Genomic DNA, 12,487 nt, shown 5'->3' with positions numbered 1-12,487 from the left:
GGATGTTTCGGTGACTCTGCCCGCCTCGCATCCGCTCCTCGACGGCCGTAAGGGAGACTCCGCCCTGGTCTCCGCCTACACCGGAACGCGCGGCTCCACCGCCCCGGTCTGGTTCATGCGTCAGGCGGGCCGTTCGCTGCCCGAGTACCGCGAACTCCGGGTGGGAACACGGATGCTCGACGCCTGCCTCGACCCGTCGATGGCGAGCGAGATCACCCTCCAGCCGATCCGTCGCCACGGCGTCGACGCCGGCATCTTCTTCAGCGACATCGTCATACCGTTGCGGCTCGCCGGCGTCGACGTCGAGATCGTGCCGGGGCGCGGGCCCGTGCTGGCGGAGCCCGTGCGCACCGCCGCCGATGTCGTCGCCCTGCCCGACCCCGCCGGTGCCGACTTCTCGGCCATCGAGCAGGGTGTGGCACTCACCGTCGGCGAGCTCGGCAGCACGCCGCTCATCGGCTTCGCGGGCGCCCCGTTCACCCTCGCCGCCTATCTCGTCGAGGGCGGGCCGTCGAAAGACCACATCCGCGCCCGCACGCTCATGCACGCCGACCCGGGGGCCTGGGCGGGCCTGCTGAGCTGGGCGGCGGAGGTCACCGGCCGCTTCCTCCGTGCCCAGATCGTCGCCGGGGCGAGCGCCGGCCAGCTGTTCGACTCCTGGGTCGGCTCCCTCTCGAAGGCCGACTACGTCAGCCGGGTCGCACCGTTCTCGGCGGAGGCCCTCGAGCACGTGCGCGACCTGCCCGTGCCGCTCGTGCACTTCGGCGTCGGCAGCGGCGAGGTGCTGAAGCCGATGCACGAGATCGGAGTCGACACCGTGGGCGTCGACTGGAGGCTGCCGCTCGACGTGGCGTCGGAGCGGCTCGGCGGTGGTGTGCCCGTGCAGGGCAACATCGACCCGGCGCTGCTCGCCGCGCCCTGGCCCGTGCTCGAGGCCCACGTGCTCGACGTGCTGCGCCGTGGCCTCAGCGCTCCCGCGCACGTGGTGAACCTCGGCCACGGGGTTCCACCCGAGACCGACCCCGGCGTGCTCACCCGCATCGTCGAGCTCGTGCACGGCACCCCCCTCGACTCGCTGCGGGCCGAGCCGTGACCGAGGCGCCACCGCCCGCAGCCGGCACGGATGCCCGCCCCGAGCATCCGCCGACCGCCACCGATGTCGTCGTGGTCGGGGGAGGCGTCGCCGGCCTCGTCGTCGCGCGTCGGCTCGCCCGTCTGGGCAACAACGTCGTGCTGCTCGAGGAGCGCGCCGAGCTCGGCGGCTTCGTGGGAACCCACGACGTGGCAGGAGTCGAGCTCGACTCGGGCGCCGAGAGCTTCGCCACCCGCAAGGGCACCGTCGCCGCACTGGTCGGCGAACTGGGTCTCGGCGACGACATCGTCGTGCCCGACCGCAAGGGCGCGTGGGTGGCCTGGAGCGGGGGAGCGGCGCCGCTGCCCGCGGCAGGCGTGCTCGGCATCCCCGGCGTGCCGCTCGCCGACGACGTGCGCCGGGTGATCGGCTGGCGCGGCTCGCTGCGCGCCTACCTCGACCGGCTGATGCCGCTGCTTCGGGTGCGCACCGAGACCGACCTCGGCGACATCGTGCGCCGCCGCATGGGGCGCCTCGTGCTCGAGCGACTGGTCACGCCCGTGGTCGCGGGCGTGCACTCCGCCGACCCCTCCGTCGTCGACGTGCACACCGTCGCCCCCGGCCTCACCCAGGCCATGACCGTGCAGGGTTCGCTCTCGGGTGCCGTGATGGCCCTGCGCGAGCAGGCGCCGGCGGGATCGCAGGTGCAAGGCATCGTGGGTGGCATGTACCGGCTCATCGAGGCGCTGGAGGCCGACTGCCGGTTCTTCGGCGTCGAGATCCGTCGTGGTGCGCGCGTCTCGGGGCTCGACCGCCGCGACGACCCGGCGCACCGCTGGTGCGTGAGGGTCGAGGGCGAGGGCGGGGAGCAGGCCTTCTCCGCCCGCGCCGTCGTCGTCGCGACGGGGTTCCGCCCCGGCCTCGGCCTCCTCGACGAGGCCGGAGCCGGCCGGGCGTCACTCGGCGCGACCGCCGCTTTGCCGGGCATCGGCGACTGGCCGGCCCCCGCATCCGTCACCCTCGCCACGCTCGTCGTCGACGAACCCGCGCTCGACGTCGCACCCCGCGGCACGGGGGTGCTCGTCGCCGAGGGCACGCCGGGTGTCGGCGCGAAGGCGCTCACGCACTCGACGGCGAAGTGGCGCTGGCTCGCCGATGCGCTGCCGGCGCACCGCCACGTGCTGCGCCTGTCCTACGGGCGACGGGGCGCGCCGACGGATGCTCGTGCCGTGGGAGCGACCGATGCGCGAACCGGCATCGCGCCCGACGCATCCGCCGGGACAGCTCCCGAGCAGTCCGCGGTGCTCTCCGACGCCTCGACCCTCCTGGGGGTTCGGCTCGACCCGGCAGTGGTGCGGGGGTTCTCCGTCGTGCGGTGGGACGACTCGCTCGCATTCGCCACCGTGGGCCACAAGGCGCGCGTGCGGCAGACCCTCGCCGCCGTCAAGGAGGTGCCGGGGCTCGACGTGGTGGGCGCCTGGGTGTCGGGCACCGGCCTCGCCGCCACCGTCCAGCACGCGAACGAGACGGCGTCGGCGCTCGCCGCCGAACTGAGGGGCGATCGCAGGCTCGACTGACCGGCAGCTGCCGGGCTGCGATCGGGGGCCATGCGGGTGCGGTGCTTCCGGACTACTCTGAACGGGACCCCGCACTCACGATCGATCGGAGTTCACATGCGCGGAAAGATCATCTTCGTCGTCGGGCTGGCCACCGGCTACGTACTCGGCACACGGGCCGGCCGTGAGCGGTACGAGCAGATCAAGGCGGGTGCGGAGAAGGTCTGGAACACCCCGACCGTGCAGGCCGGGGTGCACACCGTGCAGGACTTCGCCGGCGCCCGCGTCGACGAGGTGAAGGCCACCCTCTCCCGCAAGGCCCGCAACGCGCTCGGCGCCCTCATCGGGCGCGAACCGCTGTCGTCGCCCCAGCGCGGCAGCTCGTCGGGGCCCGTCGCCCGCTCGGGAGGCGCTTCGGCTTCCGGCTCCCCGGCATCGGCCTCCTCCGCCTCCGGCGCACCGAAGCCCTCTGCCGCCGCGAAGACCACCGCCGCCAAGAAGCCCGCTCCCAAGCGGAGCGCGAACTCGTCGTCGGCCGCATCCGCATCCACCTCCGACGAGTGACCGAAAGGATTCACCGACGTGACTGAAGAGCGCGACAAGAAGGCACGCCGCTCGCTCGTGTCGCTGTTCGCCGAGCTGCCCACGCTGATCATCCAGCTGCTCAAAGACGAACTCGAGAACCTCAAGCGCGAACTCACCGGGCGGCTGGCGAAGCTCGGCATCGGCATCGGCCTGTTCGTGGCGGCGGGGCTGTTCGCCTTCTTCGCCCTCGCGGTGCTGATCGCAGCGGCCGTGCTCGGCATCGCCACGGTGCTGCCCGCGTGGCTCGCGGCGCTCATCGTCGCCGGCGGTCTTCTTCTGCTCGTCGCGATCCTGGTGCTCGTCGGGGTCGCATCGATCAAGAAGGGCGTTCCTCCGGTGCCCGAAGACGCCATCACGAGCATCAAGAAAGACATCAACGTCGTCAAGGGATTGGGCCAGTGATGAGTGACGCCAACGCCGTGAAGCCCGGTGCCGCCGACGCCTCGACCCCCCAACGGTCGAAGGCCGAGCTGCACGCCGACATCGAGAAGACCCGCGCGGAGCTCCGCGCCACGCTCGACGCCATCGAGTTCAAGCTGAACGTGCCGAAGCAGGCCCGTCACGCCGCGCACCGCCTGAAGAGCTCGCTCGCCCGCTATCGGCGCGACAACCCCATCGGCTTCGCCGCAGGTGTCGGTGCCGCCGTGGTGGCGGTCGGGGCCGCAGCCGTTCTCGGCTTCCGGTTCGCAGGGCGTCGCTGAGTCGACGAATCTCCCATCCAGGTCGCGTACCGTGGAGGTAGGGCGTGTTCCGGCAGGCCGACCACTCCGTCGACTCCGTGGAACGGCCCGCACCCGCGGTGGGCCTGCGTCGCCCCACCGGCCTCCTCGACAACGAAAGAGCTAGCATGACCGACCCGACAGCCGCCGTCGACCCTCACCCCGTCGCGCCCCGAGACGTCGAGGACTCGGAGGCGGTGCCCGTGGTGGGCTACACCCTCTGGGCGGTGTTCCGCCGCAACCCCGACGCCCCGCTCGCTGTCGACGGCTTCGACGTGCCCGCGGCGCTCGCCGAGCTCGACGAGGCCATCGCCTCCGTCATCGACGAAGACGTCATGCTGCGCGGTGTCTACGACGTGTCGGGCCTGCGCGCCGACGCCGACATCATGGTGTGGCTGCACGGCAGCGTTCCCGAGACGCTGCAGTGGGCGCTCCGCCAGATCCGCCGCACCCGCCTGTTCGCTCCGCTCCTGCCGACCTGGAACGCGATGGGCGTGCACCGTGACGCGGAGTTCTCGGCCAACCACCTGCCCGCCTTCATGCGCGGCAAGGAGCCAGCCGCCTGGCTCACGGTCTACCCGTTCGTGCGCTCGTACGAGTGGTACATCCTCCCCGAGGAGGAGCGCCGCGCCATGCTCGCCGACCACGGCCGCAAGGGTGCCGAGTACCGCTCCGTGCTCGCGAACACCGTCGCCTCGTTCGCGCTCGGCGACTACGAGTGGATCCTCGCTCTCGAAGACGACGAGCTGCTCAACCTGGTCGACCTCATGCGCCACCTCAGGGCGACGGATGCGCGCCTGCACGTGCGCGAAGAGGTTCCGTTCTTCACCGGCCGGCGCATCGACATCGCCGAGATCGTCGAGGTGCTCCAGTGAGCGACGCCGTCGCATCCGATCCCGCCGTCGTGCCCGGTGCCAGCGCCGCTGCCGCGAGCGGACCGGAGCACGTCGAGCAGCCGGTCGCCTACGACGCGATCCTGCTCGCCAGCTTCGGCGGGCCGGAGGGGCAGGACGACGTCATCCCCTTCCTCCGCAACGTCACGAGGGGCCGCGGCATCCCCGACGAGCGACTCGAGGAGGTGGCCCACCACTACCGGGCGTTCGGCGGCGTGAGCCCCATCAACGCCCAGAACCGCGCCCTCAAGGCGGCCCTCGAGGCCGAGCTCGCCACCCGCGGCATCGAGCTGCCCGTGCTCTGGGGCAACCGCAACTGGGATCCGTACCTGCGCGAAGCCCTCACCGAGGCGCACGAGCGCGGCTTCCGCTCGCTCATCGCCGTCGCCACGAGCGCCTACAGCTCGTACTCGAGCTGCCGTCAGTACCGCGAAGACTTCGCCATCGCCCTCGACGAGACCGGGCTCGCCGGTGAGATCACCATCGACAAGGTGCGGCAGTTCTTCGACCACCCCGGTTTCGTGCAGCCCTTCATCGACGGCGTCGCGGCGGCGATCGCGGGCATCCGGGAGCAGTTCCCCGACCTCGACCCCGCCCGCGAGATCGAGGTGCTGTTCAGCACGCACTCCATCCCGAGCGCCGACGCCGAGCGCTCCGGCCCGGCCGCGCGCGGGTTCGGCCCCGGTGGCGCCTATGCGGCCCAGCACCTCGCCGTGGCCGAGGCCGTGATGGCGACGGCGGCGGGGGCCGACGGCCTGCCCTGGCAGCTCGTCTACCAGTCCCGCTCGGGCCCGCCCAGCCAGCCCTGGCTCGAGCCCGACATCAACGACGCCATCGCCGAGCTGCCCGCCAAGGGCGTGAAGGCCGTCGTCATCGTGCCGCTCGGCTTCGTGAGCGACCACATGGAGGTCATGTGGGACCTCGACAACGAGGCGCTCGAGACCTGCGCCGAGCACGGGCTGCACGGCGTGCGCACCCCCACCCCCGGTGTCGACCCCGCGTACGTCTCGGGGCTCGTCGACCTCGTGCTCGAGCGCGTGTCGGGCACTCCGGCGAGCGAGCGGCCGGCGCGTACCGCGCTCGGTCCCTGGTACGACGTGTGCCGGCCCGGCTGTTGCGAGAACGTGCGTCTGGGCTTCAAGCCCGCACTGGCCGGTATCGCACCGTGACCTTGAATTCGACCAACTCCCGTGCGGGATGCGACAGAATCGAATGAGACCCCTCGTGCCCACCACCACGGCACGAGACCCGCAGCATCCTGGAACGACGAGCGCACCGTGACGAGAACACTCCGAGCCGCAACCCGAGGCAGTGCGCTGGCGCGCGCCCAGACGGGTCACGTCGTCGCTGCCCTCGAGGAGGCCTCCGGGGTGTCGATCGAGACCATCTTCATCACCTCGGAGGGCGACCGCTCGAAGGAGTCGCTGTCGAGCCTCGGGGGCACCGGTGTGTTCGCCAGCGCCCTGCGGGAGGCTCTCCTCGCCGGCGAGTGCGACTTCATCGTGCACTCCCTGAAAGACCTTCCCACCGCCAAGCACGACGGGCTCGTGCTCGGCGCCATACCGGTGCGCGAAGACGCTCGCGACGCCCTGTGCAGCCGAGACGGACTCACCCTCGACGAACTGCCTGAGGGCGCCAGGGTGGGCACGGGGTCACCGCGTCGCGTCGCCCAGCTGCTGAGCCTCCGACCCGATCTCGAGGTCGTCGACATCAGGGGCAACGTCGACACCAGACTGGCACGAGTCGCCGACGGCGATCTCGACGCCGTCGTGCTGGCGTCGGCAGGCCTGTCGCGGCTGGGTAGGCTAGAGGCAGCATCCGAACTCTTCGCACTCGAGCTGTGGCCCACCGCGCCCGGCCAGGGCGCGCTCGCGATCGAGACCCGAGAGGGAGACAGCATTCCCGAGCTCCTCACCATCGAGCACCCCCCGACGCGTACGGCCGTGCTGGCCGAACGCGCGGTGCTGGCCGCCCTCGAAGCCGGATGCGCGGCTCCCGTCGGTGCCACGGCCAGCGTGCGCGACGACGAGCTCACGCTCTCGGCGACCGTCTACGGCCCCGCCGGTGACGTCGAGCTCGGCTGCGAGCGATCGGCCCGCCTGCTCGGAGACGATCAATACGTCGCCGCCCTGCTCGGCGAAGCGGTAGCCACCCAGCTGCTCGACGACGGAGTCGCCGAGTTCGCCCCGGTCGGAGGTGACCGATGACCGCGTGGTCGCAGCGCCCGCTCGGCGGGTGGCGCATCCTCGTTCCCCGTGGCGGGCCCTGGGGCCACGGCGTCGCCGCCGATCTGCGCGCCGTCGGCGCCCAGCCCATCGTCGCGCCCATGATCAACTTCGCGCCCACCGAAGACGCCGAGACGCTCGACCGGGCGCTCGAGGCACTCGCCCAGGGCGCCTTCGACTGGCTCACCATGACGAGCGCGACCACTGTCGACGTGCTCGCCGCGCACCAGGCCGTGGTGCCTCCCGAGACGCACATCGCCGCGGTCGGCGAGACCACCGCCGCCGCCCTCACGGCGGCGGGCTACAAGGTCGACCTGGTGCCGCCGGAAGACAACTCGGCCAAGGGCCTGTTGCGCGAGCTCAAGCGCTTCGAGCAGTTCGGCCCCGAGCTCCGCGTTCTCACGCTGCGCAGCGACATCGCGAAGCCCGTGCTCACCGAGGGCCTCATCAAGAGGGGCCACACGGTGGAGTCGGTCGTCGCGTACCGCACCATCGGGGTCGAGGTCGACCCGCAGATCAGGGCCGATCTCGCCGCGGGGGCCATCGACGCCGTGTTCGTGACCTCGGGTTCGGTGGCGGAGCAGGTGCAGAAGCAGCTCGGGCCGGTGCCCGAATCGACGCTCGTCGCGGCCATCGGCCCGCGTACGGCCGAAGACGCGACGGCCTACGGGCTGCGCGTCGACGTGATCGCGAAGGGGCGTTCGGCCGAGTCGCTCATCAACGCGGTGATCGAGGTCGCGAACTCCCGACGGGGCTGAGACCGCGCCTTCGTCACCTCGGCCAGACGGGGCGGAACTGGACGCTGATGCGCGGGCCGACCGCCGTCTTGGTCTTCAGCACCGCGTGCTCGTAGGTGCGCTGACAGCTGCCGCCCATGACGATGAGATCGCCGTGGCCGACGGGGAACCTCAAGGTCTCGCCGCCTCCCTTCGGCCGCACCGACAGCGTGCGCGCCGCCCCCACCGAGAGGATGGCGACCATCGTGTCGCTGTGGATGGCGCGGCCGACGCGGTCGCCGTGCCAGGCGACGCTGTCGTCTCCGGTGCGGTAGAAGCACAGCCCGGCGGTCTCGAAGACCTGGCCGGGCGGCCTGCCGTAGTGGTCGTTCAGCGCGTCCTGCGCGCGGGCGAGGGTGAGATCAGGGTAGACGTCACCCGCGGCGAAGTGCGAGACCAGGCGCGGCACCTCGACGACCTTGTCGTACATCTCGCGGCGGTCGGCACGCCACGGCACGTCGAGGGCGAGCCGTTCGAAGAGCGCGTCGGAGTTCGACACCCAGCCCGGGCGGAGGTCGACCCAGGCGCCCTCCTCGAGCTGCGTGCGCACCACCGCGTCGCCGAGCGGCTCGAGGCCGGGCTCGGCGTCGAGGTCGTCGAAGAGCGAGGTCTGGAAGTCGAGGTTCATGTGCTCCACCGTACAGACTTTCGAATGAATGTTCGAGGGATCCGGCGCTTTCCGAGACAGCGGATCTAAGCTGGAGGCCATGACCTCAGGCTCCTTCCCCGCGGTACTGCCCCGCCGGCTGCGCTCCACCCCGGCGATGCGCCGGCTGGTCGCCGAGACCCGTCTCGACCCGGCGCAACTGGTGCTCCCGCTCTTCGTGCGCGACGACATCGTCGAGCCCGCGCCCCTGCAGTCGATGCCCGGGGTGGTGCAGCACACCTTCGACTCGCTGCGCGCTGCGGTCGCCGAAGCCGCCGAGGCCGGCCTCGGCGGGGTCATGCTGTTCGGCGTGCCGGCCGACTCCGCCAAAGACGCCTCGGGCAGCGCCGCCACCGACCCCGAGGGTGTGCTCAACGCGGCGACGCGGGTCGTCGCCGCCGAGGTGGGCGACGCGCTCGTGGTGCAGACCGATCTGTGTCTCGACGAGTTCACCGATCACGGGCACTGCGGAGTACTCGCCGCCGACGGCACGGTCGACAACGACGCCACGCTCGTGCGCTACCGCGACATGGCGGTCGAGCAGGCCAGAGCCGGCTCGCAGCTGCTCGGGCTCTCCGGCATGATGGACGGCCAGGTCGCCGCAGTGCGCGCCGCCCTCGACGCCGACGGCTTCGAGCAGGTCGCTGTGCTGGCCTACGCCGCGAAGTACGCCTCCGCGTTCTACGGCCCGTTCCGCGAGGCGGTGGGGTCGACGCTGCGCGGCGACCGCAAGACCTACCAGCTCGACCCGGCGAACCGGCGCGAGGGGCTCCGCGAGGCGGTCATCGACGTCGAGGAGGGGGCCGACATCGTCATGGTCAAGCCCGCCCTCAGCTACCTCGACCTCGTCGCCGACGTCTCCGCCGCGGTTCCGGTGCCGGTCTGGGCCTATCAGGTCTCCGGCGAGTACGCGATGATCGAGGCGGCCTCCGCCCAGGGGTGGATCGACCGCGACCGGGCCATCCTCGAGTCGCTCACGAGCATCCGTCGTGCCGGTGCCGAGGCCGTGCTCACCTACTGGGCGGTCGAGGTCGCCCGCACCCTGAGAGGACTGTGATGCCCGCCACCACCAACGCCACGGAGTTCGAGCGGGCACAGCAGTCGATGCCGGGCGGGGTCAACTCGCCGGTGCGCGCCTTTCGATCGGTGGGCGGCACCCCGCGCTTCCTGGTGTCGGCACGCGGCCCCTACGTCACCGACTCGGAGGGGGTCGAGTACGTCGACCTGGTGAGCTCGTGGGGGCCTGCAATCCTCGGCCACGCGCATCCCGAGGTGGTGGCCGCCGTGCAGCAGGCGGCGGCGCGCGGGCTCTCCTTCGGCGCCACGACACCGGCCGAGACCGACCTCGCCGAGCTTGTGCGTGAGCGGGTGACCGCGGGCGGGGTGAACCCGGTCGAGAAGCTCAGGCTGGTCTCCACCGGCACCGAGGCGACCATGACCGCCATCCGGCTCGCCCGCGGTTTCACCGGTCGTGAGCTGCTGGTGAAGTTCGCGGGGCACTACCACGGCCACTCCGACTCGCTCCTCGCCGAGGCGGGCTCGGGGCTCGCCACCTTGGCGCTGCCGGCGTCGGCGGGCGTGCCCGAGGCGGTCGCGGCCCTCACGGTCGTGCTCCCGTACAACGATCTCGACGCGGTGCGGCGACTCTTCGCTGAGCGCGGCCGAGAGATCGCCGCCGTCATCGTCGAGGCGGCGCCCGCGAACATGGGCGTGGTACCACCCGCGCCCGGCTTCAACGCTGCGCTCGCCGACATCGCCCACGCGAACGGGTCGCTCCTCATCCTCGACGAGGTGCTCACCGGCTTCCGGGTCGGCGCCGCCGGGTGGTGGGGGCTCGAGAACGGGGGCCGGCCCGTGGCCGAGGTGCATCAGGATGCCCCCGACGCCCACCACGTGCCGGCCTACGTTCCCGACCTGGTCACCTTCGGCAAGGTCGTCGGCGGTGGCATGCCCCTCGCCGCCCTCGGCGGGCGGGCCGAGGTCATGGACTCCCTGGCTCCGCTCGGGCCGGTCTACCAGGCCGGCACCCTGTCGGGGAACCCGGTCGCGGTGGCCGCGGGCATCACCACGCTGCGACTCGCCGACGGCTCGGTGTACGAGGCGCTCGACGCCACGGCGGCGACGATCTCCTCCGCGGTGTCGGAGGCGCTCGCCGACGCCGGGGTGGCCCACAGCGTGCAGCGCGCGGGCAACCTGTTCAGCTTCACCTTCGGCTCCGCCGTGCCCCCTCGCGACTACGCCGAGGTGCAGCGTCAGGAGGGGTACCGCTACGGCCCCTTCTTCCACGCGATGCTCGACGCCGGTGTCTCGCTCCCGCCCTCGGTGTACGAGGCCTGGTTCGTCTCGGCTGCGCACGACGAGGCGGCGGTCACCCGCATCCTCGACGCGCTCCCAGCCGCGGCGGCCGCAGCAGCGACGGCGACCCGGCCGCGGCAGTGACAGGTCATCGCCGGCACCGAGCGGGTTCACAATCGTTATGCAGCATCCCTGAGGAATCGTGCTGATCTTCAGGCAAGCCACGGCAGGATAGATCCATGGCCGTTCTCTTCGTCCACACCGATCGCCTCGAGATCAGGCTCACGCGTGCCGAGAAGATGCTGTCGTTCCGGCGCACCGACATCGTGGTGCCGCTCGAGAGCATCAAGTCGGCGGCCCTCACCGACGACCCATGGGTGTGGGTGCGCGGCATCAGAGCGCCAGGTGCCGCCATCCCGCTCACCCTGGCCGTCGGCACCTGGAAGTTCCACGACGGCAAAGACTTCCTCCTCGTGAAGGGCACCCGCACCTCTGTGGTCATCGACCTCGACGAGCAGGAGTTCTCCCGCATCATCGTCACCACCTCCCACTCCGTGCAGCTGCTCCGCGCCCTCCGCCTCCCGCCCGTCGAAGGCACCACCCGCATCACCGACTGAAGCGGGCGCGCTGCTGTGGGCGCGGCTACGAGGCGACGTCGACGACGGTGCGGCCGCGCACCTGGCCGGCGAGGATGCGTTCGGCGGTGTCGGCGACGGCGTCGAGACCGATGGTGGTGGTCATCGAGTCGAGGAGACCGAGGTCGAGCTCGTTCGCGAGGTCGGTCCAGGCGCGCTCGCGGAGCGCACGAGGGGCCTCGACCGAGTTCGCGCCGGTGAGCGTCACCCCGCGGAGGATGAACGGCATCACCGTGGTGGGCAGCTCGCTTCCCGCCGCGAGGCCGCAGGCCACGACGGTGCCGCCGTAGTTCGTCTGCGCGAGCACGTTCGCGAGGGTGGTGCTTCCGACGGAGTCGACGGCTCCCGCCCACTGCTGGGTCTGCAGCGGCTTGCCCGGCTCGCCCAGGGGCGAGCGGTCGACGACCCGGGCGGCACCCAAGGACCGCAGGTAGTCGCCCTGCGCCTCCACGCGGCCCGACGACGCGACGACGGTGTAGCCGCGGCCGGCCAGGAGGGAGATCGCCACCGAGCCGACACCGCCTGCCGCGCCCGTGACGAGCACCTCGCCGTCGTCGGGCGTGACCCCGGCGTCTTGCAGCGCCAGCACGGCCAGCATCGAGGTGAAGCCCGCGGTGCCGATCGCGGCTGCCCGCTCGGGTGAGATCGCCTCGGGGAGGTGCAGCAGCGCATCCGGTCGCACCCGCGCCTTCGTGGCGAAGCCGCCGTGACGGTTCTCGCCGATGCCGTCTCCGTTCAGCACCACGAGGTCGCCCGGTGCGAAGCGCGACGATCGGGAGCGCGTGACGCGGCCCACGATGTCGATGCCCGGGATGAGCGGCCATGCGCGCAGCACGCCCGGCCGGCCGGTGATCGCGAGGCCGTCCTTGAAGTTCACGCTCGAGAACAGCACGTCGAGGTCGACGGCCTCGTCGCCACCCGACCCCTCGAAGAACTCCTCGTCGTCGATCTCGAGCAGCCGCGCGGCCGCGCCCTTCTCCGTCGCCATCATCGCTCGGGCCATCGCTTCGCCTTCCGCTCGCCTCCCTCCACCCTGCCACGCACATCCTCCCGGCGGCGACCCACGTTCTCACGGACAAAGTCCG

General features: G+C 71.9%; 14 protein-coding genes. 12 read left to right on the top strand and 2 right to left on the bottom strand.

The window, feature by feature from the left end; genetic code table 11:
* Positions 1-10 precede the first annotated feature (10 nt).
* The 9 genes from hemE to ABFY20_RS19415 all read left to right on the top strand — a co-directional run bounded on the left by hemE (position 11) and on the right by ABFY20_RS19415 (position 7,808).
* Positions 11-1,093: a uroporphyrinogen decarboxylase gene (gene hemE, locus ABFY20_RS19455; protein WP_368497859.1), complete on the top strand. Its 1,083-nt coding sequence runs from the start codon at positions 11-13 to the stop codon at positions 1,091-1,093.
* Positions 1,090-2,649: an NAD(P)/FAD-dependent oxidoreductase gene (locus tag ABFY20_RS19450; protein ID WP_368497858.1), complete on the top strand. Its 1,560-nt coding sequence runs from the start codon at positions 1,090-1,092 to the stop codon at positions 2,647-2,649. The genes hemE and ABFY20_RS19450 overlap by 4 nt, the downstream gene beginning before the upstream one ends.
* Before the next feature lie 96 nt (positions 2,650-2,745).
* Positions 2,746-3,192, top strand: a complete 447-nt coding sequence (locus ABFY20_RS19445) for a YtxH domain-containing protein (protein ID WP_368497857.1) — start codon at positions 2,746-2,748, stop codon at positions 3,190-3,192.
* An 18-nt stretch (positions 3,193-3,210) separates the two neighbouring features.
* Positions 3,211-3,615, top strand: a complete 405-nt coding sequence (locus ABFY20_RS19440; protein ID WP_368497856.1) for a phage holin family protein — start codon at positions 3,211-3,213, stop codon at positions 3,613-3,615.
* On the top strand, positions 3,615-3,914 hold the full coding sequence (locus ABFY20_RS19435; RefSeq protein ID WP_368497855.1) for a DUF3618 domain-containing protein: 300 nt from the start codon (positions 3,615-3,617) through the stop codon (positions 3,912-3,914). The genes ABFY20_RS19440 and ABFY20_RS19435 overlap by 1 nt, the downstream gene beginning before the upstream one ends.
* 146 nt (positions 3,915-4,060) lie before the next feature.
* The gene (hemQ, locus tag ABFY20_RS19430; protein ID WP_368497854.1) at positions 4,061-4,807 is read left to right on the top strand and encodes a hydrogen peroxide-dependent heme synthase; all 747 of its coding nucleotides are present in this window, start codon (positions 4,061-4,063) and stop codon (positions 4,805-4,807) included.
* Entirely contained in the window at positions 4,804-5,994 is a 1,191-nt protein-coding gene (locus ABFY20_RS19425) for a ferrochelatase (protein ID WP_368497853.1), read from the top strand. Before hemQ ends, ABFY20_RS19425 begins: the two co-directional genes overlap by 4 nt.
* A gap of 108 nt (positions 5,995-6,102) precedes the next feature.
* Positions 6,103-7,032 (top strand): hydroxymethylbilane synthase, encoded by a 930-nt coding sequence (gene hemC / locus ABFY20_RS19420; RefSeq protein WP_368497852.1) that lies wholly within the window; start codon positions 6,103-6,105, stop codon positions 7,030-7,032.
* A complete protein-coding gene (locus tag ABFY20_RS19415; RefSeq protein WP_368497851.1) occupies positions 7,029-7,808 on the top strand; it encodes a uroporphyrinogen-III synthase in 780 nt (259 codons plus the stop codon). Before hemC ends, ABFY20_RS19415 begins: the two co-directional genes overlap by 4 nt.
* 13 nt (positions 7,809-7,821) lie before the next feature.
* Here ABFY20_RS19415 and ABFY20_RS19410 read toward each other — a convergent pair whose 3' ends face one another.
* Positions 7,822-8,454, bottom strand: coding sequence for an alpha-ketoglutarate-dependent dioxygenase AlkB (locus ABFY20_RS19410; RefSeq protein WP_368497850.1), 633 nt, complete (start codon positions 8,452-8,454; stop codon positions 7,822-7,824).
* 79 nt (positions 8,455-8,533) lie between these two features.
* Between ABFY20_RS19410 and hemB the strand changes: the two genes are divergently transcribed.
* The 3 genes from hemB to ABFY20_RS19395 all read left to right on the top strand — a co-directional run bounded on the left by hemB (position 8,534) and on the right by ABFY20_RS19395 (position 11,384).
* A complete protein-coding gene (gene hemB / locus ABFY20_RS19405) occupies positions 8,534-9,529 on the top strand; it encodes a porphobilinogen synthase (RefSeq protein WP_368497849.1) in 996 nt (331 codons plus the stop codon).
* Positions 9,529-10,911 carry a glutamate-1-semialdehyde 2,1-aminomutase gene (locus ABFY20_RS19400; protein ID WP_368497848.1) on the top strand — a complete coding sequence of 461 codons (1,383 nt, stop codon included), beginning with the start codon at positions 9,529-9,531 and terminating at the stop codon, positions 10,909-10,911. Before hemB ends, ABFY20_RS19400 begins: the two co-directional genes overlap by 1 nt.
* A 95-nt stretch (positions 10,912-11,006) precedes the next feature.
* Entirely contained in the window at positions 11,007-11,384 is a 378-nt protein-coding gene (locus ABFY20_RS19395; RefSeq protein ID WP_368497846.1) for a hypothetical protein, read from the top strand.
* A gap of 25 nt (positions 11,385-11,409) precedes the next feature.
* On the opposite strand, the gene ABFY20_RS19390 is transcribed toward ABFY20_RS19395, so the two are convergent.
* Positions 11,410-12,405 (bottom strand): MDR family oxidoreductase, encoded by a 996-nt coding sequence (locus ABFY20_RS19390; RefSeq protein ID WP_368497845.1) that lies wholly within the window; start codon positions 12,403-12,405, stop codon positions 11,410-11,412.
* Between the last annotated feature and the right edge of the window lie 82 nt (positions 12,406-12,487).

It is taken from the genome of Herbiconiux sp. A18JL235 (assembly GCF_040939305.1).
Taxonomy (GTDB): Bacteria; Actinomycetota; Actinomycetes; order Actinomycetales; family Microbacteriaceae; genus Herbiconiux.
This window is presented reverse-complemented; position numbering and strand designations above follow the sequence as displayed.